Source organism: Xanthomonas sp., from assembly GCF_017163755.1.
Taxonomy (GTDB): Bacteria; Pseudomonadota; Gammaproteobacteria; order Xanthomonadales; family Xanthomonadaceae; genus Xanthomonas_A.
In genome coordinates, this window is record NZ_JAFIWC010000016.1 from 23963 (window position 1) to 47883 (window position 23921).

Here is a 23921-nt window from a genome sequence, read left to right on the forward strand (position 1 = left end):
CCGCCGCCAGGCCGATAAGGACTCAGGGATTAGGGAGGGGAGCTAGACAATGTCATATTTCTCGAGAGTGGTTGCGCGTTTGTCCGATCTGCCGCTGCGGCGGAAGTTCGTCTGGCAGACCGTGCTGCTGGGCGCCGGTATCGTCCTGCTGGCGGTGATCGCCGCACGCATGCAGTACCTGGACATCCGCAACAGCCGCGAGAAGGCGCTGAAGAGCCAGATCGAACTGGCGCTGGGCGTGGCGCGCGACTACGCGGCCAAGGTGGACGCGGGCCAGCTGCCGCTGGCCGATGCGCAGCGCATGGCGCTCGGCACGATCAAGGCGATGCGCGCCAGCGATGGCGTGGACTACTTCTACGTGCACGACATGCAGCCCACCATGCTGATGCACCCGCTGCGCCAGGACCTGGTCGGCAAGGACCTCGGCCAGACCCTCAGCCCCGACGGGCAGCCGATCTTCCGTATGTTCGCCGACGTGGCCAAGGCCGGCGGCGGCTATGTCAGCTACCAGTGGGCCAAGCCCGGCAGCCCGGATCCGGTGGAGAAGGTGTCCTACAACGCGCCGTTCGCGCCGTGGGGCTGGGTGGTCGGCACCGGCGTGTACATGGACGACGTGCAGGCGCAGGCGCTGGCCTTCACCGGAGTGATGACCCTGGTCGGCGCGGTGCTGGTGCTGCTCACCTTCGGCATCAACTGGCTGATCGGCAGTTCCGTGCTGGTGCCGGTGGGGCGCACCCTGCAGGCGATCCGCGCGGTGTCGCGCGGCGACCTGAGCGTGCGCATCGACAACCCGGGCCGCGACGAGACCGGGCAGATGCTGCGCGCCACCGGCGAGATGATCCAGATGCTGGAGCGCTTCTCCGCCGAGACCGGCAAGATGGCCGAACTGCATGCCGACAAGGACATGTCGCACCGCCTGCCGGAGGACTTCCCCGGCGTCTACGGCGAACTGGCCAAGGGCATCAACACGATGATGTTCGAGCACCTGGATGCCATCGTCGATGCGATCGAGGTGCTCAACGAATACGCCGTCGGCAACCTGCAGCGCGACGCACGGCGCCTGCCCGGCAGCCGCGCGGTGCTGCACGAGTCGATGGACGCGGCCAAGCGCAGCCTGCTGGCGATCAATACCGAGATCAAGCGCCTGGCCCAGGCCGCGGCCAACGGCGACTTCAGCGCACGCGGCGATGCGGCGCATTTCCAGCACGATTTCCGGCTGATGGTGCAGGACCTCAACGCGATGATGGAGGTCAGCGACCGCAACCTCGGCAAGCTGTCCACCCTGCTGCAGGCGATCGCCGCCGGCGACCTGACCGCGCGCATGGACGGCGAGTTCCATGGCGTGTTCGCGCGGATGCGCGACGACGCCAATGCCACCGCCGACCAGCTGGCCGGCATCGTCGGCGGGATCCAGCAGGCGGCCGCCGCGATCAACGACGCGGCCAGCGAAATCGCCGCCGGCAACGACGACCTGTCGCGGCGTACCGAACAGCAGGCCGCCAGCCTGGAAGAAACCGCCGCCTCGATGGAGGAACTGACCTCCACGGTCAAGCAGAACGCCGAACACGCGCGCCAGGCCAACCAGCTGGCGGTCGGCGCCGCCGGCGTCGCCTCGCAGGGCGGCGAGGTGGTCAGCCAGGTGGTGACCACGATGAGCGGTATCGAGACCTCGTCCAGGCGCATCGCCGACATCATCTCGGTGATCGACGGCATCGCCTTCCAGACCAACATCCTGGCGCTCAACGCCGCGGTGGAAGCCGCGCGCGCCGGCGAACAGGGCCGCGGCTTCGCCGTCGTCGCCAGCGAGGTCCGTACCCTCGCCCAGCGCTCGGCCGGTGCGGCCAAGGAGATCAAGGGACTGATCGACGAATCCGTCGACCGGGTCAGCGAAGGCTCGGCGCTGGTCGCCCGCGCCGGGCAGACCATGCAGGAGATCGTGTCCTCGGTGCAGCGCGTCACCGACATCATGGGCGAGATCTCCGCCGCCTCGCAGGAACAGTACGCCGGCATCGAGCAGGTCAACCAGACCGTGACCCAGATGGACGAAGCGACCCAGCAGAACGCCGCGCTGGTGGAAGAAGCCACCGCATCGGCACGCGCGATGGAAGCCGAGGCGCAGAAGCTCAGCCAGGCCGCCGCGGTGTTCCGCCTGCAGGCGCAACGCGGCCTGCAGGCGCCTGCCCCGCACCCCGGGTCGGCCAAGCCAGCACCCACCAGGCCGGCCCGCATCGCCGCGGCGCCTGCACGCAAGGCCCAGATCAAGCCCGCGCCGGCACGTGCGCAGGCGGTGGAAGCGGACTGGTCCGAATTCTGAACGCAAGACCGGCCCGCGGCGCGACGGATCGCGCCCGGGCCGCCATGTCGCAATGCGGCAATGGCGCCGTCACCGCTTCGCCATACATGCCGCTCAAGTGAATGCCAAGCCCGGTCGATACTCCAGATGTAGACGTTGCAGCGCACCGCCGCCACACGTCGCACCCGCTGCCCAAGGAGTTCGCCATGGCACGCTATACCGATCTGACGTCCGCACTGAGAGCCTCGCTGCTGTGTGCGGCCGGTGGCGTACTGCTGCTGCTCATCGCGCCGCTGGCGACCCGTGACATCGACGCGTCCAGCCAGCGCCTGCATTACCTGCAGACGCGGCAGGCGCCCGAGGCGATGGCGCTGCGCGAACTGCATGCGCAACTGGCGGAACTGCGGGTCTACGAGCTGGCCCAGCTCGCCGAGTTCGGCGATCCGGCGGCCATGGCCGACTACGACCGCCGCATCGCCACCGCGCTGGTCGCGGCGAACAAGCAACTTGCGATCTACGCGTCCAGCCAGCCCACGGGCGTCGAACGCCGTGCCTTCATCGAAGTGCGGCGCAAGCTGGACCTCTACCTGCATACCCACGAGCAACTCGCTGCGGCGGTGCACGCCGGAGACATCGACGCCGCGCGCCTGCTTTCGGTGCGCCAGGCGCTGCCGCAGCGCCGCGCGCTGTTCGCCGACCTGGTCGTGCTCACCCGCCTGCACGGACAGCACGACCTTGGCTCCGCCGGCGGCGGACGCCTCGCCGCCATCGATTGAACCACCGCGTCGCCTTCCTGGCTGCTCAGCCGTCTTCAAGAAGAAAAATCATGAATGTCTTTAGCCAGATGAAAATCCGCGACAAGCTGATCGCCGCCTTCGCGCTGATCACGTTGCTGACCGTGGTGCTGGGCGCGTTCACCTATTCGCGCACCAGCGAATCGATCGCCGAATTCACCCGCATCGAGCACGACTGGGTGCCGGCCACGCAGTCACTGGCGGAAGTGCGCGCCCAGCTCGGCGAGTTCCGCACCTACGAACTGGCGCAGCTGGCGCGGATCAACGAGCCCGAAGCGGTGGCCGACTACTTCAAGCGCATGCAGAAGGTGCGCGCGGAAGTGACCAAGAACCAGGCGATCTTCGAGAAGGTGGCGATCGAGCCGAAACAGCAGCAGATGTACACCGGGGTCAAGGAAAAGCTCGACGCCTACCTGGCGGCCAATACCAAGATGGGCGAAGCGGTGCGCGCCGGCGATCTCGCCGCGGCGCAGAAGGTGTCCGACAGCCAGTCGCGGCCGCTGCGGCGCGAGCTGTTCGAACGCATCGTGGCCTTGACCGAGTACAACGTCGCCCAGCTCAACGCCGAAATGGACGTGGCCCATGCGCAGCTGTCGCGCACCAAAGTGCTGATCCTGACGCTGCTGGCGATGGCGGTGCTGTGCGCCGGCCTGATCGGCTGGCTGTTGTCGCGCAACATCACCCGGCAGCTTGACGTGGCACGGCGCCTGTCGCAGGCCATCGCCGGCGGCGACCTGGACAGTGCGGTGCAGGCGCGTTCGCGCGACGAGGTCGGCCTGTTGATGGACGACATGCTCGACATGCGCCTGCGCATCCGCGAGGTCATCGACGCGCAGAAGCAGATGGCGCTGCGCCACGAGGAAGGCACGATCAGCTACCGCATGGACCAGGACGCGTTCCCGGGCGAGTACGGGCAGATGGTCAAGGGCACCAACGACCTGGTCGCCTCGCACGTGGCGGTGAAGCTGCGCCTGGTGCAGATCATGCAGCGCTACGCGGTCGGCGACCTGTCCGAGGACATGGACCGGCTGCCCGGCGAAAAGGCGGTGCTGACCGAGGCGATGGACACGACCAAGGCCAACCTGGCGGCGATCAGCCAGCAGGTGAAGCAGCTGGCCGAAGCCGCCGCGCTCGGCGATTTCAGCGTGCGCGGCGATGCCGGGCGCTTCCAGCACGACTTCGGCACCATGGTGCGGAACCTCAACGTGATGATGGAGGTCAGCGACCGCAACCTCGGCCAGCTGTCCACATTGCTGCAGGCGATCGCCGCCGGCGACCTGACCGCGCGCATGGACGGCGAGTTCCACGGCGTGTTCGCGCGGATGCGCGACGACGCCAATGCCACCGCCGGGCAACTGGCGGCCATCGTTGGCCGCATCCAGACCGCCGCGGTCAGCATCAACGCCGCCGCCAGCGAGATCGCCGCCGGCAACGACGACCTGTCGCGGCGCACCGAACAGCAGGCCGCCAGCCTGGAAGAGACCGCCGCCTCGATGGAAGAGCTGACCTCCACGGTCAAGCAGAACGCCGAGCACGCGCGCCAGGCCAACCAGCTGGCGGTCGGCGCCGCCGGCGTCGCCTCGCAAGGTGGCGATGTGGTCAGCCAGGTGGTGACCACGATGAGCGGCATCGAGACCTCGTCCAAGCGCATCGCCGACATCATCAGCGTCATCGACGGCATCGCGTTCCAGACCAACATCCTGGCGCTGAATGCCGCGGTGGAAGCGGCGCGTGCCGGCGAACAGGGCCGCGGCTTCGCCGTCGTCGCCTCGGAAGTGCGTACCCTCGCCCAGCGCTCGGCCGGCGCGGCCAAGGAGATCAAGGGACTGATCGACGAATCCGTCGACCGGGTCAGCGAAGGCTCGGCGCTGGTCGCCCGCGCCGGGCAGACCATGCAGGAGATCGTGTCCTCGGTGCAGCGCGTCACCGACATCATGGGCGAGATCTCCGCCGCCTCGCAGGAACAGTCGGCCGGCATCGAACAGGTCAACCAGACCGTGACCCAGATGGACGAGGCCACCCAGCAGAACGCCGCGCTGGTGGAAGAAGCCACCGCGTCGGCGCGCGCGATGGAAGAGCAGGCCGGGCAGCTCAGCGAGGCGGTGGCCGAGTTCAAGCTCGACACGCGCAACAGCCCCGTGCTGCGCGCGGCGCCGCTCCCGGTGACGCTGCCCCCGCGTGCGCGTCCGGCCGCCATGGCGCCGCGCGCCAAGCCGGTCGCGCGTCTGGCCGCGGTGCGTACCGCAGGCAAGCCGGCGGACGAGCAGTGGCAGGAATTCTGAACCGCGTCGGCTGAGGGCGCCGATCCGATGCCGGCCAGCGGCACCGGGATCGGCGCGTCCACCGCGCCGGCGTCAACTTCGACTCCGGGCCGCCGATAACCCGATAGACCGACCAGCGCTGCGAACCATGGCCACTCCAACGTCCTCCCTGCCCCACCCCGGCTCCGACAACCGCGATTTCGAATTCAGCGATCGCGATTTCAAGCGGGTCTGCGACCTGATCTACCAGAAAGCCGGCATCGCGCTGGCGCCGGCCAAGCGCGACATGGTCTACGGCCGCCTGTCGCGGCGCCTGCGCGCGCTCGGCCTGCGCTCGTTCCGCGACTACCTGGACTGGCTGGAACGCGACGGCGGCGACGAGTGGGAGGCGTTCACCAACGCGCTGACCACCAACCTCACCTCGTTCTTCCGCGAGCCGCACCATTTCGAACGGCTGCGCGAGGAGCTGCAGAAGCACGCCGCGTCCGCGCCGCTGAAGATCTGGTCCTGCGCCGCGTCCACCGGCGAGGAACCCTACTCGCTGGCGATCACCGCCTGCGAGGCGTTCGGCACGCTGACCCCGCCGGTGCGGATCCTGGCCACCGACGTCGACACCCAGGTGCTGGCGACCGCCTCGCGCGGCGTCTACGCCCTGGACCGCGTGGCCAGCCTGGACCCGGCGCTCAAGCGCAAGTACTTCCAGCGCGGCAGCGGCCCCAACGAGGGCCACTGCCGGGTGATTCCGGCGCTGCGCGAGCTGCTCGAGTTCCGCCAGCTGAACCTGCTGGAACCGCGCTACGATGTCAGCGGGCCGTACCTGGCGCTGTTCTGCCGCAACGTGATGATCTACTTCGACAAGCCCACCCAGCACGGCATCCTGTCGCGGCTGATCCCGCACGTCGACGAGCGGGGCATGCTCTATACCGGCCACTCGGAGAACTACCTGCACGCGGCCGACCTGATCCAGCCGTGCGGCCGCACCCTGTACCGGCGCGCCACCGGGAACCGCACATGAGTGCCGCAGCGATGGTCACCGACCAGGTGATGCGCTACCACGACACCCGTTTCCAGACGGTGGCGGCCAAGCTGCTGCCGACCCAGTACCTGGTGGTGGACGACGACACCGCGCTGACCACGATCCTCGGCTCGTGCGTGGCCGCGTGCATCCGCGACCCGCTGCTGAAGATCGGCGGCATGAACCACTTCATGCTGCCCGACGGTCAGGTCGGCGACGGCGCTCCGGCGCGCTACGGCAGCTATGCGATGGAATTGCTGATCAACGACCTGCTCAAGCGCGGCGCCAGCCGCGGGCGCCTGGAAGCCAAGGTGTTCGGCGGCGGCAACGTGCTCAAGGGCTTCACCAACAACCCGGTGGGCACCCGCAACGCCGAGTTCGTGCTGACGTACCTGAAGGCCGAGCACATCCCGGTCATCGCCGAGGACCTGCGCGGCATCCATCCGCGCAAGATCTGGTTCTTCCCCACCACCGGCCGCGTGGTCGTGCAGCGCCTGCCGCACGCGCACGAGGAAGCCGAAGTCGCCGCCGCCGAATCCGCGGTGCGCGCCCGCCTGTCCAAAGCGCCGGTCACCGGCGCAGTGGAGCTGTTCGAATGAATGTCGAAGGACCTTGCCGCGTATTGATCGTCGACGACTCGGCCGTGGTGCGGCAGATGCTGACCGAGATCCTGTCGCGCGCCCCCGGCATCGAGGTCGTCGGCTCGGCCGCCGACCCGATCCTGGCCCGCGAGAAGATCAAGCGGCTCAATCCGGACGTGATCACCCTGGACGTGGAAATGCCGCGCATGGACGGGCTGGCGTTCCTGGAGAACCTGATGCGGCTGCGGCCCACGCCGGTGGTCATGATCTCCTCGCTGACCGAGCGCGGCGCCGACACCACGCTGCAGGCGCTGTCGCTGGGCGCGGTCGATTTCATCTCCAAGCCCAAGCTCGACGTCGCGCGCGGCCTGGAGGAATACGCCGAGGAGATCGTCGCCAAGGTCAAGGCCGCGGCCAAGGCCAAGGTGCGCGCGCTGGACCGTCCGGCGGCGCCCAGGCCGGGCGGCAACGTCGCGGTCACGCCGCCCAGCACGCTGAAGTTCCGCACCACCGACCGGCTGATCGCGATCGGCGCGTCGGCCGGCGGTACCGAGGCCTTGCGCGTGGTGCTGGAAGGCATGCCGGCCGACGCGCCGGCGGTGGTGATGACCCAGCACCTGCCCGCCGGCTTCAGCGCCGCCTTCGCCGACCGCCTCAACCGGCATTCGGCGATGGCCGTGCGCGAGGCCAGCGAAGGCGAGGCGATCCTGCCCGGGCACGCCTATCTGCCGCCCGGCGGCAAGCATCTGCAGGTGGTGCGCGACGGTGCGCGCTGGCGCTGCAAGATCGACGACGGCCCGCCGGTGAACCGGCACAAGCCGGCGGTGGACGTGCTGTTCCAGTCGGTGGCGCGCAACGCCGGGCCCAATGCGATCGGCGCGATCCTGACCGGCATGGGCGACGACGGCGCGCGCGGGTTGCTTGAGATGCTGCAGTCCGGCGCCAGCACCCTGGTGCAGGACGAGGCCACCAGCGTAGTCTGGGGCATGCCCGGCAGCGCGTTCCGGCTGGGCGCGGCGCAGGACGTGCTGCCGCTGGACAAGATCGCCGAACGCCTGATCGCGCTGTCCAACCAGGCGCGATGAACGATGGCGCGCTGGCCCACCCGCACGCCCACGCTCGCCGATGGCGCGGCGGCGAGCGTCGCCGCGACGGCGGACGCTAGCCTGCACGACGAGCAGGCCGAGCGCGCGCTGCCGTGCAGCCTGCTGCATGCGCCCGACGGCGTGGTGGTGATCGACGCGCAGGGGCGGATCGTGGCCTTCAACCGCGCCGCGGAAATGCTGTGGGGCCTGAGCCAGACGCAGGTGCTCGGGCGCCCGGTCGGCGAACTGGTGCCGCCGGACGCGCGCGAGGCGTTCCTGGCCGCCTGCCGCGCCCGGGTCAGGACCCGCGAGGGCGCCAGCAACGACCTGCTGCTGCAGCATCCGGACGGCAGCCAGCGCGTGCTCGCGGTGACCACCGCCGACACCCGGCGCGAAGGCGAGGCGCTGTACGTCGCCTTCGTGCGCGACGTCAGCGCCGAGCGCGAACGCGACGCGCAGATGCGGCTGCTGTCGCTGGCGCTGGACCGCAGCGACAACGCGATCATGGTCTGCGCGCCGCTGCTGCACGCGCAGTACGTCAACGAGGGCTTCGTGCGCATGTTCGGCTACGCGCTGGACGAGGTGCGCGGGCGCCTGCCGAGCAGCGTGCTGCCCGGCGACGGCACCGACCTGCAGGTGGTGCAGCAGATCCGCGAACGCGTGCTCGCCGGCCACGGCCACCAGGCCGACCTGCTGGTCTACCGCAAGGACGGCTCGCCGCTGTGGACGACGATCGTGGCCAACCCGATCGCCGACGAGGCCGGCGGCATCCACCACTACGTGCTGTCGTTCACCGATATCACCCACAGCAAGATGCACGAGGTGCTGCACAAGAACGTGCTCGAGGCGCTGGTGCGCGAACAGCCGCTGGTCGACGTGGCCACGCTGATCTGCCGCGAGGTCGAGCGCATCGCCCCGCAGGTGCTGGCCTCGATCATCAGCGTCGATGGCGACGGCCGGCTGCGCCCGCTGGCCTCGCCGAGCATGCCCGGCTACTTCAACGAAGCGGTCGAGGGCCTGCGCATCGGCCCCAACGTCGGCGCCTGCGGCACCGCGATCTGGCGCAGCAAGCAGGTGGTGGTGCGCGACCCGCGCACCGACCCGCTGTTCGAGGACTACCGCGAGCTGGTCGCGCGCCTGGACCTGGGCACCTGCGTGGCCAGCCCGATCAAGTCCAGCGGCGGCCGCGTGCTCGGCAGCTTCGCGCTGTACTACCGCGACAAGCGCGCGCGCGACCCCGAGCCGTGGCACCTGCGGCTGATCGACCTGTGCCTGCACCTGTGCGCGCTGGCGCTGGAGCGCGAGCAGACCAAGGCGCGCGTGCACCAGCTGGCGTTCTACGATTCGCTGACCGGGCTGCCCAACCGGGTGATGTTCAGCGCCCGCGCCGAGCAGGCGCTGGCCAACGCCGAGCACCACGACACGCCGGTGGCGATCCTGTTCGTGGACATCGACCGCTTCAAGCGCATCAACGAGACCCAGGGCCACGCGGCCGGTGACGGCCTGCTGCGCGACATCGCCCGGCGGCTCGGCGAGACCCTCGGCACCGCCGACCTGATCGGACGCCAGGCCGGCGACGAGTTCGTGCTGATGCTGCCGCAGTGCGGCGCCGAGCAGGCCGCCGGCGTGGCCGAGCGGCTGCTGCTGGCGCTGGCCGAGCCGCTGGTGGTCGGGCACATGACCCTGCACCCGGCGGCGAGCATCGGCGTGGCGATATTCCCCGACGACGGCCGCGACATCGAGACCCTGCTGCGCCACGCCGACCTGGCGATGTACCGGGCCAAGGACGAAGGCGGCGGCAGCTTCCGCTTCTTCAGCTCGGACATGAACCGGATGGCGCAAGAGCGCGTGGCGATGGAGACCGCGCTGCGCGATGCGCTGCGCCGCGACCAGCTGCAGTTGCACTACCAGCCGCAGCTGCTGAGCCAGGCGCCGTATCCGCTGTACGGGGTGGAGGCGCTGCTGCGCTGGCAGCATCCGCAGCTGGGCGAGATCTCCCCGGCGCGCTTCGTGCCGATGGCCGAGGAATGCGGACTGATCGACGAACTCGGCCACTGGGTGCTGCGCCAGGCCTGCCGGCAGATGTCGGACTGGCGCGTGCGCGGGGTACGGGTGCCGCGCGTGGCGGTCAACCTGTCGGCCAGCAACTTCGCCGACGCGCAGCTGCCCGAGCGGGTCGCGCAGGTGCTCAGCGCGCACGCGCTGGCGCCCAGCGACCTGGCGCTGGAAATGACCGAGAGCGTCATGCTGTCCAACGCGCCGGCGGTTCTTGCCAACCTGCGGCAGTTGCAGGCCAGCGGCGTGCGCCTGTCGTTGGACGATTTCGGCACCGGCTACTCCAGCCTCAGCCACCTGCACCAGTTGCCGGTCAACGAACTGAAGCTGGACATGAGCTTCGTGCGCGACCTGGCCGACAGCGAGACCGCGCGCGCGCTGACCACCTCGGTGCTGCGCATCGGCGAGAGCCTGGGCCTGCACGTGGTCGCCGAGGGCGTGGAGACCGAGGCGCAGCGGGCGTTCCTGGCGCAGCTGGGCTGCGAGGTGCTGCAGGGCTTCCTGTTCTCCCCGGCGCTGCCGGCCACCGCGCTGGAGCACTGGCTGGACGAGCGCGACGGCCGCGCGCCCGCCTCCGCATGAGCGGCCCATGCGCCGGACGCCCCACGCAAGCGTTGCGTCGTTGTGCCACGGCACGCTATTTGCGTGCCCGCATGCAGAGTCGCCGACCCCGATAACGATGCTGGCCCGCCTTTCGCTGCTCCTGCTCCTGCTGCTGTCCACCGGTGCGCTCGATGCGCAGACGCTGCAGCCTGCGTATCGCGACGTGGTCCGGCGCTACTCGACCGACGACGGGCTGCCGCAGAACTCGGTCAACGCGATCGTGCAGGACCGCGACGGCTTCCTGTGGCTGGGCACCTTCGGCGGCCTGGCGCGCTTCGACGGCAGCGAGTTCACCGTCTACCGCAGCCTGGCCGACGGCGGCCCGTCCAGCGACCGCATCCTGCAGCTGCTGTACGACGCGCGCGGCCAGTTGTGGATCGGCAGCGAGGACGCCGGGGTCAGCGTGTACCGCGACGGCCGCTTCCTGCGCCTAGGCCTGTGCGAGGGTCGCTGCCTGGTCCGCGGTTTCGTGCCCGACGCCGACGGCACGCTGTGGGTGCTGAGCAGTTCCGGGCTGTTCCGCGTCGATCCGGTCGGCCTGCGCACGCTCGCGCACGACCCGGCGGTGCTGGACACCGCCGCCGCGGCCGGCGGCGACGGGCGGATCTACCTGGGCGGCAGCGGCGGCCTGTCGCGCATGCGGCGCGGACGCCGCGAGGCGGTCGCCCTGCCGGTGGCGGCGGCCGACGCCACGGTCACCGGCCTGCATCGCGACGGCGACGTGCTGTGGATCGGCACCGGCCAGGCCGTGCTGCGTTACGACACGCGCCGCCAGGCGTGGCTGCCGCCGCTGCCGCCCTCCCCGGCGTTGAACGGCGTGCAGGCGCTGAGCCGCGACGCGGCGCAGCGCATGTGGCTGGCCGACGTCCACGGCCGCCTGTTCCGCCACGACGGCCCGGGGCTGCAGCCGCTGCAGGATCCGCAGCTGGCCTCGGCGTTGGCGCGCAGCCTGTTCGCCGACCGCGACGGCAACCTGTGGATCGGCAGCAACGCGCGCGGCCTGCTGCGCGTGGCGCAGTCGCGGATCGGCCTGCTCGACGATCCGGCGGCCGGACTGGACCTGCCCGGATTGCCGGTGGTCGGCGATGGCGGCAAGGGGCTATGGCTGGGCACGATCTGCGGCGGCCTGCAGCATTGGGACGCGAACAGCGGCCGCCTGCGGCGCTGGTCGCTGCAACGCAGCGTCGGCAACGAGTGCGTGTGGTCGCTGCATCGCGACGACCAGGGCGGCCTGTGGATCGGCACCATCGACGGCCGCCTGGGCTATCTTCCGCGCGCGGCGCAGTCCGCCGCCACGGCCGGCGCGGACGCGGCGCACAACGGCGCGGCGGTGCGCTTCGTCGCGCAGTGGCCGGACCAGTTGCCGATCCGCGCGCTCTACCGCCGGGCCAAGCACCAGTTGCTGGTGGGCACCGGCCACGGCGTGTACGCGCTCCCGGTCGGGGACGACGGGCGCACCGGCCAGCCGCAGGCGGTACCCGGGCTGACCGGCAGCGTGAACCTGATCCAGCCGGCGCAGCAGGGCGGACTGTGGCTGGCCGGCAGCGAAGGCCTGATGCGCTGGCGCAGGCAGCAGGTGGTCGAGCGCTGGACCACCGCGCGCGGCCTGTCCAGCCGCTTCGTGCGTTCGTTGCACGAGCAGTCCGACGGCACGCTGTGGGTGGGCACCTACGGCGGCGGCCTCAACCGCATCGCCGACGGGCGCGTGCGCCATTTCGACCGCAGCCACGGCCTGTTCGACGACGTGGTGTCGTGCATCGTCGCCGACCCGCGCGGCGGCCTGTGGCTCAGCGGCAACCGCGGCATCTCGCTGCTGCCGGCCGAGGAACTGCGCAAGGCCGCGGCCGGCAGCAGCGAGCTGACCGCGCTCGGCTTCTCCGAAAGCGACGGCCTGGACCCAGCCGAGACCAACGGCGGCGGCCAGCCCGCCTGCCTGCGCGACGCGGCCGGCGCGCTGTGGTTTCCGCTGATTTCCGGCTTCGCCCGGATCGATCCGGGCGCGATCGGCACGCGCCGCGCGGCGCCGCCGGTGCGCATCGTGTCGGTCGACAGCGGCGGCCGCGCCGTGCCGTTCGCCGACCCGCTGCCGCTGCACCAGCGCAACCGCGACATCGAAGTGCGCTTCGCCGCGATCAACCTGAGCTCGCCGGAGAAGACCCGTTTCCGCTACCGGCTGTCGCGCCCGCAGCAGCCCGGCCCCTGGATCGACATCGGCGCGCAGCGCAGCCTGCACTTTCCGCTGCTGCCCTGGGGCCGGAGCACGCTGGAGATCATCGCGCGCAGCGACAGCGGCGACTGGTCGGCCACGCCGGCGCGGCTGCGGTTCGACGTCCCGCCGCCGTGGTACCTGCGCCCGCTGGCCTGGTGCCTGGGTGCGGCGCTGTTGGTCGCGACGCTGCTGAGCGGCTGGTACCTACGCGGCTACCGCCTGCGCCGCCGCCGCGACGCGCTGACCCGGCTGGTGCGCAAGCGCACCCTGGAACTGGAGCAGGCCAACCGGCGCCTGCTGGAACAATCGCAGCGCGATCCGATGACCGGCCTGGCCAATCGTCGCCACTGCGAAGAGCGCCTGCAGGCGTTGTGGGCGCAGACCGCCGAACGCGGCCAGCCGCTGAGCGCGCTGATGATCGACATCGACCAGTTCAAGCTGTTCAACGACCACTACGGCCATCTGGCCGGCGACGAATGCCTGCGCCAGGTCGCCCAGGCCATGGACGCGCAGGTCCGCGCCGACGGCATGCTGGCGCGCTACGGCGGCGAGGAGTTCGTGGCGTTGCTGCCCAACTGCGATCCGGACCAGGCGCAGCGCGTGGCCGAGCGGCTGCGCAACGCGGTGGAAGCCTGCGCGCTGGCGCACGCGCCGTCGGCGATCGGGCCGTACGTCACCGTCAGCGTCGGCTGCGCCAGCAAATGGCCGGCGGAAAACCGCTCGGCGGTACGCCTGCTCGACATCGCCGACCGCGCGCTGTACCGGGCCAAGGAAAACGGCCGCAACCGGGTCGAGGCGCTTGCGGCTTGATGCGCCCGCGGCGATGGGCGCCGCATCCGTCGCCGCGCCGATGCAACGACGCGGCACCGTCTGCGGATGCGTCCCGGTGCCTCGCGCCGCGATCGCGACGGCGGCAACGAAAAAGCCCGGCTCGCGCCGGGCTTTTCCTTCATCGCCGATGCATGCCGATCAGGCCGCGACGGTGTCGGCCACGTCCTGGTACTCCTGGATCTGATCGAAGTTCATGTAGCGGTAGATCTGCTCGCCACTGGTCTTGATCACGCCCACGTCGGCCATGTACTCGTCCTTGGTCGGGATGCGGCCCAGGCGCGAGCAGATCGCCGCCAGTTCCGCCGAGCCCAGGTACACGTTGGTGTTGCGGCCCAGGCGGTTGGGGAAGTTGCGGGTGGAGGTGGAGAACACCGTGGCGCCTTCGCGCGCCTGCGCCTGGTTGCCCATGCACAGCGAGCAGCCGGGCATCTCCATGCGCGCGCCGGCCGCGCCGAAGGTGCCGTAGTGGCCTTCCTTGGTCAGCTCGGAGGCGTCCATCTTGGTCGGCGGCGCGACCCACAGCCGGGTCGGGATGTCGCGCTTGCCTTCCAGCAGCTTGGCCGCCGCGCGGAAGTGGCCGATGTTGGTCATGCACGAGCCGATGAACACCTCGTCGATCTTGGCCCCGGACACCTCCGACAGCGTCTTCACGTCGTCCGGGTCGTTCGGACAGGCCACGATCGGCTCGTGGATGTCGGCCAGGTCGATCTCGATCACCGCCGCGTACTCGGCATCGGCATCGGGCTCGAGCAGCTGCGGGTCGGCCAGCCACTCCTCCATCTTCTTGATCCGCCGCGCCAGCGAACGCGCATCGGCATAGCCTTCGGCGATCATCCACTTCAGCAGGGTGATGTTGCTGTTGAGGTACTCGATGATCGGTTCCTTGTTCAGGCGCACCGTGCAGCCTGCGGCCGAACGCTCGGCCGAGGCGTCGGACAGCTCGAACGCCTGCTCCACCTTCAGGTCCGGCAGGCCCTCGATCTCCAGGATGCGTCCGGAGAAGATGTTCTTCTTGCCCTGCTTGGCCACGGTCAGCAGGCCGTCCTTGATCGCGTACAGCGGGATCGCGTTGACCAGGTCGCGCAGGGTCACGCCCGGCTGCATCTGTCCCTTGAAACGCACCAGCACGCTTTCCGGCATGTCCAGCGGCATGACGCCGGTGGCGGCGGCGAAGGCGACCAGGCCGGAGCCGGCCGGAAACGAGATGCCGATCGGGAAGCGCGTATGCGAATCGCCGCCGGTGCCGACGGTGTCCGGCAGCAGCATGCGGTTGAGCCAGCTGTGGATCACGCCGTCGCCCGGACGCAGCGACACGCCGCCGCGGGTGGAGATGAACTCCGGCAGGGTGTGGTGGGTCTTGACGTCGACCGGCTTCGGGTACGCGGCGGTGTGGCAGAACGACTGCATCACCAGGTCGGCGGAGAAGCCCAGGCAGGCCAGGTCCTTCAGCTCGTCGCGGGTCATCGGCCCGGTGGTGTCCTGCGAGCCCACCGAGGTCATCTTCGGCTCGCAATAGGTGCCCGGGCGCATGCCCTGGCCTTCCGCCAGGCCGCAGGCGCGGCCGACCATCTTCTGCGCCAGCGAGAAGCCCTTGCCGGTGTCCGGCGGCACCATCGGCAGGCGGAACAGGTCCGACGGCGGCAGGCCGAGGAACTCGCGCGCCTTGGCGGTCAGGCCGCGGCCGACGATCAGCGGGATGCGTCCGCCGGCGCGCACTTCGTCGAACAGCACGTCGGACTTCATCGCGAATTCGGCGATCACCTGCCCGTTCTTCAGCGCCTTGCCTTCGTACGGACGCAGCTCGACCACGTCGCCGTGCTCCATCTGCGACACGTCCAGCTCGATCGGCAGCGCGCCGGCGTCTTCCATCGTGTTGTAGAAGATCGGCGCGATCTTCGAACCCAGGCACACGCCGCCGAAACGCTTGTTGGGGATGTACGGGATGTCCTCGCCGGTCCACCACAGCACCGAGTTGGTCGCCGACTTGCGGCTGGAGCCGGTGCCGACCACGTCGCCGACGTAGGCGACCAGGTGGCCCTTGGCCTTGAGCTCGGCGATGGCCTGGATCGGGCCGCGCTTGCCGTCCTCCTCCGGCGCGAACGCCGCGCCGTCGCGCTTGTTCTTCAGCATCGCCAGCGCGTGCAGCGGGATGTCCGGGCGCGTGGTGGCGTCCGGCGCCGGCGACAGGTCGTCGGTGTTGGTCTCGCCCGGCACCTTGAACACGGTGACGGTCAGGCTCTGCGGCACTTCCGGCTTGCTGGTGAACCACTCGGCATCGGCCCAGCTGCGCAGCACCGCCTTGGCGTGCGCGTTGCCGGCCTCGGCCTTTTCCTGCACGTCGTGGAACGCATCGAAGATCAGCAGCGTGTGCTTGAGCCCTTCGGCGGCGATCGCGCCCAGCTCCGCGCTGTCCAGCAGCTCGATCAGCGGGTGGATGTTGTAGCCGCCGAGCATGGTGCCGAGCAGTTCGGTGGCGCGCTCGCGGCTGATCAGCGCGCACCGCTCGCTGCCCAGCGCGACCGCGGCCAGGTACGAGGCCTTGACCTTGGCGGCGTCGTCGACGCCGGCCGGCACGCGCTGGCTCAGCAGCTCGACCAGGAACGCCTCCTCGCCCGCCGGCGGGTTCTTCAGCAGCTCGATGACCTCGGCGGTCTGCTGCGCGGTCAGCGGCAGCGGCGGGATGCCCAGCGCGGCGCGCTCGGCTTCGTGGTGGCGGTAGGCTTCCAACATGGCAACTCCGGGATCGGATGAACGGTGAGGATGGGGCTCAGGCTTGCGGCACGATCAGCTTCAGGCCCTTGAAGTAGTCGCGAAAAAAACCGTCGTCGTAGGTGATCAGGCCGTCGCACTGCAGCAGCGCGTGCGCACCGATCAGGAAATCGGCCAGGGCGTGGCCGCGGCCGCCGCGCTGCCGATGGCGGCGATGCATCTCGCCGGCGCGCAACGCCGACTTGGCTTCCAGCGCATGGAAATGGATGCCCATCTCCTCCAGCGCGGCCAGCGCGTCGGCGCCGTTGCGCAGCGAACTGCAGATCTCGGCCAGGGCCAGGTCGCAGACCACCACGCGGCCGGCGCCCAGGCACTGGCGCAGGCAGGCCTCGACCGCGTCGGCGCGCGGGCCGTCGGCCAGCAGGTCCACCAGCGCGGGGGAATCGATCGCGATCATGCGCGGCTCAGGCATCGCCTGCGTCGTCGTGGCGGATGCTGCGCACCGCCACGTCGGGCGCGTCGAAGCCGTCCAGGCTGAAGCGGCCGCGTGCGCGCGAGATCGCATCGTCCACGCTCTTGCGCAGCACGATGCGGCTGCCGTCCAGTTCGACCTTGAGGATGGTGCCCTTGGTCAGGCCCAGGGCATCGCGCACCGCCTTGGGCAAGGTGATCTGGCCGCGTTCGGCGACAGTGGCTTCCATGGGGACGGTTCCGCGAGGTATGTACGAATTATACATACTTCAGGATGCATACCCAAGTCCGCATGCGGTGGCGCCGCCGGCGCCGAGCCACGCGCCCCAGATTGCGGCGCATCACGCGCATGGCCCTGAAAACCGGAGGCGCCGCAATTGGGCGACGACGCCCCTTCTGCGCACGTCGCCTCCATTCACGGCGCTTGTGCCCGCAGGCGAGGACCGACCTGCGGATGTCTCATCGCTCGTCCGCTGTCTCGGCGCGCAGGCTTGACTTGCCCCATGCCCACTCGACCACGCAGGCGACGCTGCGACCTGTCCGCGCACCCGCCAGGCGCCGACCGGCTTCAACGCACGCAGCCGGCCACGCGACCGCGCAGCTTCGCATGCAGCCGCCGCTGCAATGCACTATTGCCGCGCACGCGCACGCAGAAAACACTTTCCTCACCCCTGACTGCGGGATAATGCCGCTTTCCGCCGCCGCGGAACCTGTGACTGCCATCAGCCCGCGCACGCCGCCAGCAACTCGCAACAGGAGCCCCCTAGCATGAGCGATTCGTTCTCCACCCTCAGCAGCCTCGAAGTCAACGGCACCTCCTACGCCTACTACAGCCTGCCCAAGCTCGGCCAGCATTTCGACATCGCCAGGCTGCCGTACTCGATGAAGATCCTGCTGGAGAACCTGCTGCGCCACGAAGACGGCGGGGTCACCGTGGGCAAGGACCACATCGAGGCGGTCGCGCGCTGGGACGCCGGCGCCGAGCCGGACACCGAGATCGCGTTCATGCCGGCGCGGGTGGTGCTGCAGGACTTCACCGGGGTGCCGTGCGTGGTCGACCTGGCGGCGATGCGCGATGCGGTGGTCAAGCTCGGCGGGCGCCCCGAGCAGATCAATCCGCTGATCCCGTCGGAGCTGGTGATCGACCATTCGGTGCAGGTGGACGTGTTCGGCAACGCGCAGGCGCTGGACCTCAACGGCAAGATCGAGTTCCAGCGCAACAAGGAGCGCTACGGCTTCCTGCGCTGGGGCCAGAAGGCCTTCGACAACTTCAAGGTGGTGCCGCCGAACACCGGCATCGTGCACCAGGTCAACCTGGAGCATCTGGCGCGGGTGGTGATGACCGCCGACAAGGACGGCCGCGCCTTCGCCTATCCCGACACCGTGTTCGGCACCGACAGCCACACCACGATGATCAACGGCATCGGCGTGCTCGGCTGGGGCGTGGGCGGCATCGAGGCCGAGGCGGCGATGCTCGGCCAGCCCTCGTCGATGCTGATCCCGCAGGTGGTGGGCTTCAAGCTCACCGGCAAGCTGCCCGAAGGCGCCACCGCCACCGACCTGGTGCTGACGGTGACGCAGATGCTGCGCAAGCACGGCGTGGTCGGCAAGTTCGTGGAGTTCTACGGCGACGGCCTGCAGCACCTGCCGCTGGCCGACCGCGCGACGATCGGCAACATGGCGCCCGAATACGGGGCCACCTGCGGCATCTTCCCGATCGACGGCGAATCGCTGACCTACCTGCGCCTGTCCGGGCGCAGCGAGGCGCAGATCGCGCTGGTCGAGGCCTACGCCAAGGCGCAGGGCCTGTGGCACGACGCCGACACCGCGCACGCCGCCTACAGCGCCACGCTGGAACTGGACATGGCCGAGGTCAAGCCGTCGCTGGCCGGCCCCAAGCGCCCGCAGGACCGGGTGCTGCTGTCGGACATGCAGCGCAACTTCCGCGAGAGCCTGGCGCCGTTCGTCGACGCGCGCGCGGCCAAGCGCAACAGCGACCTCAAGCAGGAAGACCGGCTCAAGAACGAGGGCGGCGGCGGCACCGCGGTCGGCGCCAAGGCCTCGCAGGCCGAGGCCGCTGAAGACAGCGGTGCCGGCTGGCAGCTGCGCGACGGCTCGGTGGTGATCGCCGCGATCACCTCCTGCACCAACACCTCCAATCCGGCGGTGATGCTCGGCGCCGGCCTGCTGGCGCGCAACGCGGTGGCCAAGGGACTGAAGGCGCAGCCGTGGGTGAAGACCTCGCTCGGGCCGGGCTCGCTGGTGGTGACCGACTACCTGAAGAAGGCCGGGGTGCTCGAGGACCTGGAAAAGCTCGGCTTCTACGTGGTCGGCTACGGCTGCACCACCTGCATCGGCAACTCCGGTCCGCTGCCGGAGGACGTGTCCGCGGCGATCGCGCGCGACGACCTGGTGGTGACCTCGGTGCTGTCGGGCAACCGCAACTTCGAAGGCCGCGTGCATCCGGAAGTGAAGATGAACTACCTGGCCTCGCCGCCGCTGGTGGTGGCCTACGCCATCGCCGGCACCACCGACATCGACCTGAGCACCGAGCCGCTGGGCACCGGCAGCGACGGCCAACCGGTGTACCTGCGCGACATCTGGCCGAGCAACAAGGAGATCGGCGACACCATCGCCGCCACCGTCGGCCCGGAGATGTTCAAGCAGAACTACGCGGACGTGTTCAAGGGCGACAGCCGCTGGGCCCAGATCCAGTCGCCGGACGGCGACCTGTACGCCTGGGACGGGGACTCCACCTACATCAAGAACCCGCCCTACTTCGACGGCATGACCATGCAGGTCGGCCGCATCGACGACGTCCACGGCGCACGCGTGCTCGGCCTGTTCGGCGACTCGATCACCACCGACCACATCTCGCCGGCCGGCAACATCAAGAAGGACTCGCCGGCGGGCCGCTTCCTGCAGTCGCGCGGCGTGCAGCCGGCCGACTTCAACAGCTACGGCAGCCGCCGCGGCAACGACGACGTGATGGTGCGCGGCACCTTCGCCAACATCCGCATCAAGAACCTGATGTTCGGCGGCGAGGAAGGCGGCAACACGCTGTACTACCCCGCCCAGGGCGCGCCGGAGAAGCTGGCGATCTACGACGCGGCGATGAAGTACAAGGCCGACGGCGTGCCGCTGGTGGTGCTGGCCGGCAAGGAATACGGCACCGGCTCCTCGCGCGACTGGGCGGCCAAGGGCACCAACCTGCTCGGGGTCAAGGCGGTGATCGCCGAGAGCTTCGAGCGCATCCACCGCTCCAACCTGGTCGGCATGGGCGTGCTGCCGCTGCAGTACCTGGAAGGCGAGAACGCGCAGACGCTGGGCCTGGACGGCTCGGAAGTGTTCGACATCACCGGCCTGGAGGACGGCGCCAGCCGCCGCGCGGTCATCGATGCGAAGAAGTCCGACGGCAGCGTCAAGCAGTTCCAGGTCAAGGTGCTGCTGCTGACGCCGAAGGAAGTGGAGTACTTCAAGCACGGCGGCCTGCTGCAGTACGTGCTGCGCCAGTTGGCCGGGCGCAAGGCGGCCTGATCCATGCGTCGCGCGGCGCCGGGGCTCGCCTCGGTGCCGCGGCAGCGCTGCCGCGTCGGCATGCGGATGCCATCGCTCGCTTTTTTCGTCTTGCTGCACGACCGACGACACGACATTCCGCTTTGCCACTCGTGCGATCGGGGCGCCGCGTTCGCGCGCGGACCTGCGTCGGCCGCCTGTTGTCCGCGCTACTGCGCCTCCCACTGCGCGTAGTACAGCTGCCACTGGCCGTCGCGTTCGCGCCAGCCGGTGCTGACCCGGTAGCGCTGTAAGCGGTCGGGCAGCAGGCCGCCATCGCCGCCGCTGAGCATCGCGTCGAAGTCCACCGTCGCGCTGTCCTGACGCATCGCCACCGCCAACGGACCGAGGGTGGTTCCGACCTTGGCGTTGCGCAGGAACTGCGCGCGCAACAGGTTGTGCAACGCAGCACGATCCATCCCCGGGCCGCTGGAGAAATCCTCGGCGATCACCTCCATCGCCGCACCGATCCGCCGGTCCTCCAGCGCCTGCTGCAGCTCGGCGATGCGCGCGCGCAGGCGCTGTTCCGGCGGATCGCGCCGGCAGCCGGCCACCGCCAGGCACAGCGCCAGCCACACCAGCCATCGCATCGCGCCCGGTCGCTTGCTCATCGCGGCTTCGCCTTTTCCATTCGGAACGGTATCCTGCCACTCGCCACGCCCTGGACCGTCATACGGGCGTGGAATGAAGCGGCATTCAAATTCGAGGGGGGCATATGCATCAGGAACGTCCGTGGTTGCAGAGCTATTCGGCAGGCATTCCGGCCGAGATCGACGTCGACCAGTACCGCTCGGTCGCCGCGGTGTTCGAGTCGTCGGTGTCCAAGTTCGCCGACCGGCCCGCATACTGCAACTTCGGCAAGACCCTGACCTACCGCGAGGCCGGCGAGCTGGCCAAGCAGTTCGCGGCCTATCTGCTCGGCGAACTCAAGCTCAAGAAGGGCGACCGCGTCGCGCTGATGATGCCCAACTGCCTGCAGTATCCGATCGCCACCTTCGGCGTGCTGCTGGCCGGCCTGACCGTGGTCAACGTCAACCCGCTGTACACCCCCCGCGAACTGAAGCACCAGCTGGTGGACTCCGGCGCCAGCGTGATCGTGGTGGTCGACAACTTCGGCAAGACCGTGCAGGACGTGGTCGCCGACACGCCGCTCAAGCAGGTGATCACCACCGGCCTGGGCGACATGCTCGGCTTCCCGAAAGGCCCGCTGGTCAACTTCGTGCTCAAGTACGTCAAGAAGCTGGTGCCGGACTACGATATCCCCGGCGCGGTGCGCTTCCGCGACGCGCTGACCCTGGGCCGGCTGCACGCGCTGCCGGAACTGGACATCGGCCCGGAGGACATCGCCTTCCTGCAGTACACCGGCGGCACCACCGGCGTGGCCAAGGGCGCGATGCTGACCCACCGCAATCTGGTCGCCAACATGCAGCAGGCCGCGGCGTGGATCGCCGCCACCGGCAAGCTGGAGGAAGGCAACGAGGTGGTCATCACCGCGCTGCCGCTGTACCACATCTTCGCCCTGACCGCGAACGGCCTGGTGTTCATGAAGCTCGGCGGCCTCAACCACCTGATCAGCAACCCGCGCGACATGCCTGGGTTCGTCAAGGAACTGCGCAAGACCCGCTTCACCGGCATCACCGGCGTCAACACCCTGTTCAACGGCCTGCTCAACACGCCCGGTTTCGACCAGGTGGATTTCTCGTCGCTGAAGTTCACCCTGGGCGGCGGCATGGCGGTGCAGCGCGCGGTGGCCGAGCGCTGGAAGCAGGTGACCGGCGTGACCCTGGTCGAGGCCTACGGCCTGACCGAGACCTCGCCGGCGGCGTGCATCAACCCGCTCGACCTCAAGGAATACAACGGCGCCATCGGCCTGCCGATCCCGTCCACCGACGCCTGCATCAAGGACGACGCCGGGCAGGTCCTGCCGATCGGCGAGGTCGGCGAGCTGTGCATCAAGGGCCCGCAGGTGATGAAGGGCTACTGGCGGCGCCCGGAGGAAACCGCCAGCGCCATCGACACCGACGGCTGGCTGCATACCGGCGACATGGCGCGGATGGACGCGCAGGGCTTCTGCTACATCGTCGACCGCAAGAAGGACATGATCCTGGTGTCCGGCTTCAACGTGTATCCCAACGAGGTCGAGGACGTGATCGCGATGATGCCCGGCGTGCTGGAAGTGGCGGCGGTGGGCGTGCCCGACGAGAAGTCCGGCGAGGTGGTCAAGGTGGTCATCGTCAAGAAGGACCCGGCGCTGACCGCCGAGGACGTCAAGGCGCACGCGCGCGCCAACCTGACCGGTTACAAGCTGCCGCGCATCATCGAGTTCCGCAAGGAACTGCCCAAGACCAACGTCGGCAAGATCCTGCGTCGCGAACTGCGAGACAGCCAGCCGCAATGATCCCGGCACGGTCGGCGCTCGCCGCGCCGGCCGCTTTGCCTGGCGATGAGCGTCCGTCACGCACGTTGCCATTCATGATGATGAGCCGGGTGTAGCATCGATCGGGTGGAGCCCGCACTCGCCCGCTGCGCCACACCCCTCCGCGGGCGTTTCCCCGAGAGCCCGAGCCATGAACATGATCGACACCCTGCCCCGTACCCGCCCTTATTCCACCATCCGCGTCGATTCGTCCGTCGCCGGCGACAGCCATTGGTTGTACATGCATGCCGATGCCGCCGAAGGTGTCCGGCCGTGCTTCCGCCCGCCGCTGATGCGCGAAATGCACGCCTACCTGGGCGCGATCTCGCATCCCAGCCTGCGCCAGCCGGACCAGTTGCGCAACCTGGTGCTGGCCTCGGACAGCACCGCCTTCAACCTGGGCGGCGACCTGGAACTGTTCGGCCAGTACATCCGCCGCCGCGACCGCGAAGGCCTGCGCGCCTATGCGCTGAGCTGCATCGAGGGCGTCTACCAGTTCCATCAGGGCCTGGGCGGCGACTTCCGCACCATCGCCCTGCTGCAGGGCGACGCGCTCGGCGGCGGCCTGGAGATGGCCCTGTCCTGCCACATGATCGTCGCCGAGGAAGACGTCGGCATGGGGCTGCCGGAAGTGCTGTTCGGCCTGTTCCCGGGCATGGGCGCCTACTCGTTCCTCAGCCGCCGGGTCGCGCCGCAGCTGGCCGAGAAGATCATCCTCGAAGGCCGCGTCTACAGCAGCCAGGAAATGCACCGGATGGGCATCGTCGACGTGCTGGTGCCCAAGGGCCAGGGCGTGGCGGCGGTGGAGGATCTGATCCGCCAGCAGCGCCGCGCGCCGCTGTCGCACCTGGCGATGAACGCGATGCGCAACGTGGTGCAGCCGATCCGGCGCGAGGAACTGGTGGCGGTCACCGAGATCTGGGTGGACACCGCGCTGGCGCTCGGCGACAAGTCGCTGCGGACGATGGATCGTCTGGTGCGGGCACAGACACGGCGTTCGCAGGGCGTTGCCGCCTGAGTCCCGCCTGCGCCGGTAGTCAGGG

At 69.6% G+C, this 23921-nt stretch carries 15 protein-coding genes; 11 read left to right on the top strand and 4 right to left on the bottom strand.

The genetic code is table 11. The features are described 5' to 3' along the window. The first annotated feature begins 49 nt into the window (after nt 1-49). The 8 genes from JR065_RS11970 (at nt 50) to JR065_RS12005 (ending at nt 13706) form a co-directional block, all read left to right on the top strand. Entirely contained in the window at nt 50-2314 is a 2265-nt protein-coding gene (locus JR065_RS11970; protein ID WP_206234436.1) for a methyl-accepting chemotaxis protein, read from the top strand. Between the two features lie 101 nt (nt 2315-2415). Further along, a complete protein-coding gene (locus JR065_RS11975) occupies nt 2416-3069 on the top strand; it encodes an MCP four helix bundle domain-containing protein (protein ID WP_241093574.1) in 654 nt (217 codons plus the stop codon). 50 nt (nt 3070-3119) lie between these two features. Further along, nucleotides 3120-5369: a methyl-accepting chemotaxis protein gene (locus JR065_RS11980; RefSeq protein WP_206234438.1), complete on the top strand. Its 2250-nt coding sequence runs from the start codon at nt 3120-3122 to the stop codon at nt 5367-5369. A 127-nt stretch (nt 5370-5496) separates the two neighbouring features. Then, nucleotides 5497-6363: a CheR family methyltransferase gene (locus tag JR065_RS11985; protein WP_206234439.1), complete on the top strand. Its 867-nt coding sequence runs from the start codon at nt 5497-5499 to the stop codon at nt 6361-6363. Then, complete coding sequence (gene cheD, locus JR065_RS11990) at nt 6360-6962, top strand: chemoreceptor glutamine deamidase CheD (RefSeq protein WP_206234440.1); 603 nt, start codon at nt 6360-6362, stop codon at nt 6960-6962. The genes JR065_RS11985 and cheD overlap by 4 nt, the downstream gene beginning before the upstream one ends. Beyond that, complete coding sequence (locus tag JR065_RS11995; RefSeq protein WP_206234441.1) at nt 6959-8029, top strand: protein-glutamate methylesterase/protein-glutamine glutaminase; 1071 nt, start codon at nt 6959-6961, stop codon at nt 8027-8029. Before cheD ends, JR065_RS11995 begins: the two co-directional genes overlap by 4 nt. Nucleotides 8030-8032: 3 nt before the next feature. Beyond that, complete coding sequence (locus JR065_RS12000) at nt 8033-10666, top strand: sensor domain-containing protein (protein ID WP_206234442.1); 2634 nt, start codon at nt 8033-8035, stop codon at nt 10664-10666. 97 nt (nt 10667-10763) lie between these two features. Further along, on the top strand, nt 10764-13706 hold the full coding sequence (locus JR065_RS12005) for a ligand-binding sensor domain-containing diguanylate cyclase (RefSeq protein WP_206234443.1): 2943 nt from the start codon (nt 10764-10766) through the stop codon (nt 13704-13706). A gap of 159 nt (nt 13707-13865) precedes the next feature. On the opposite strand, the gene acnB is transcribed toward JR065_RS12005, so the two are convergent. Genes acnB through JR065_RS12020 form a run of 3 tightly spaced genes read right to left on the bottom strand, consistent with a single transcriptional unit; the run spans nt 13866 to nt 17137 of the window. Continuing rightward, complete coding sequence (acnB, locus tag JR065_RS12010; RefSeq protein ID WP_206234445.1) at nt 13866-16457, bottom strand: bifunctional aconitate hydratase 2/2-methylisocitrate dehydratase; 2592 nt, start codon at nt 16455-16457, stop codon at nt 13866-13868. Nucleotides 16458-16494: 37 nt separating this feature from the next. Further along, nucleotides 16495-16893 (bottom strand): type II toxin-antitoxin system VapC family toxin, encoded by a 399-nt coding sequence (locus tag JR065_RS12015; RefSeq protein ID WP_206234446.1) that lies wholly within the window; start codon nt 16891-16893, stop codon nt 16495-16497. A gap of 7 nt (nt 16894-16900) precedes the next feature. Beyond that, entirely contained in the window at nt 16901-17137 is a 237-nt protein-coding gene (locus tag JR065_RS12020; protein WP_206234447.1) for an AbrB/MazE/SpoVT family DNA-binding domain-containing protein, read from the bottom strand. A gap of 538 nt (nt 17138-17675) precedes the next feature. On the opposite strand from JR065_RS12020, the gene acnA reads away from it, so the two are divergent. After that, complete coding sequence (gene acnA / locus JR065_RS12025) at nt 17676-20444, top strand: aconitate hydratase AcnA (RefSeq protein WP_206234448.1); 2769 nt, start codon at nt 17676-17678, stop codon at nt 20442-20444. Nucleotides 20445-20632: 188 nt separating this feature from the next. On the opposite strand, the gene JR065_RS12030 is transcribed toward acnA, so the two are convergent. After that, nucleotides 20633-21073, bottom strand: coding sequence for a nuclear transport factor 2 family protein (locus JR065_RS12030; RefSeq protein ID WP_241093575.1), 441 nt, complete (start codon nt 21071-21073; stop codon nt 20633-20635). 104 nt (nt 21074-21177) lie between these two features. On the opposite strand from JR065_RS12030, the gene JR065_RS12035 reads away from it, so the two are divergent. Together JR065_RS12035 and JR065_RS12040 are read left to right on the top strand one after the other, a co-directional pair. Then, nucleotides 21178-22860: a long-chain fatty acid--CoA ligase gene (locus JR065_RS12035; RefSeq protein ID WP_206234449.1), complete on the top strand. Its 1683-nt coding sequence runs from the start codon at nt 21178-21180 to the stop codon at nt 22858-22860. A 169-nt stretch (nt 22861-23029) separates the two neighbouring features. Further along, entirely contained in the window at nt 23030-23896 is an 867-nt protein-coding gene (locus tag JR065_RS12040; protein ID WP_206234451.1) for a crotonase/enoyl-CoA hydratase family protein, read from the top strand. The last annotated feature ends 25 nt before the right edge of the window (nt 23897-23921 follow it).

Bases quoted from the DNA above. Each gene is read 5' to 3' on its own strand.
- JR065_RS11995 (WP_206234441.1), top strand. From the start codon at position 6,959: ATGAATGTCGAAGGACCTTGCCGCGTATTGATCGTCGACGACTCGGCC.
- JR065_RS11975 (WP_241093574.1), top strand. From the start codon at position 2,416: ATGCCAAGCCCGGTCGATACTCCAGATGTAGACGTTGCAGCGCACCGC.
- JR065_RS12005 (WP_206234443.1), top strand. From the start codon at position 10,764: ATGCTGGCCCGCCTTTCGCTGCTCCTGCTCCTGCTGCTGTCCACCGGT.
- JR065_RS12020 (WP_206234447.1), bottom strand. From the start codon at position 17,137: ATGGAAGCCACTGTCGCCGAACGCGGCCAGATCACCTTGCCCAAGGCG.
- JR065_RS12000 (WP_206234442.1), top strand. From the start codon at position 8,033: ATGGCGCGCTGGCCCACCCGCACGCCCACGCTCGCCGATGGCGCGGCG.
- JR065_RS12040 (WP_206234451.1), top strand. From the start codon at position 23,030: ATGAACATGATCGACACCCTGCCCCGTACCCGCCCTTATTCCACCATC.
- acnA (WP_206234448.1), top strand. From the start codon at position 17,676: ATGAGCGATTCGTTCTCCACCCTCAGCAGCCTCGAAGTCAACGGCACC.
- JR065_RS12015 (WP_206234446.1), bottom strand. From the start codon at position 16,893: ATGATCGCGATCGATTCCCCCGCGCTGGTGGACCTGCTGGCCGACGGC.
- JR065_RS11980 (WP_206234438.1), top strand. From the start codon at position 3,120: ATGAATGTCTTTAGCCAGATGAAAATCCGCGACAAGCTGATCGCCGCC.
- JR065_RS11970 (WP_206234436.1), top strand. From the start codon at position 50: ATGTCATATTTCTCGAGAGTGGTTGCGCGTTTGTCCGATCTGCCGCTG.
- cheD (WP_206234440.1), top strand. From the start codon at position 6,360: ATGAGTGCCGCAGCGATGGTCACCGACCAGGTGATGCGCTACCACGAC.
- JR065_RS11985 (WP_206234439.1), top strand. From the start codon at position 5,497: ATGGCCACTCCAACGTCCTCCCTGCCCCACCCCGGCTCCGACAACCGC.
- JR065_RS12030 (WP_241093575.1), bottom strand. From the start codon at position 21,073: ATGAGCAAGCGACCGGGCGCGATGCGATGGCTGGTGTGGCTGGCGCTG.
- JR065_RS12035 (WP_206234449.1), top strand. From the start codon at position 21,178: ATGCATCAGGAACGTCCGTGGTTGCAGAGCTATTCGGCAGGCATTCCG.
- acnB (WP_206234445.1), bottom strand. From the start codon at position 16,457: ATGTTGGAAGCCTACCGCCACCACGAAGCCGAGCGCGCCGCGCTGGGC.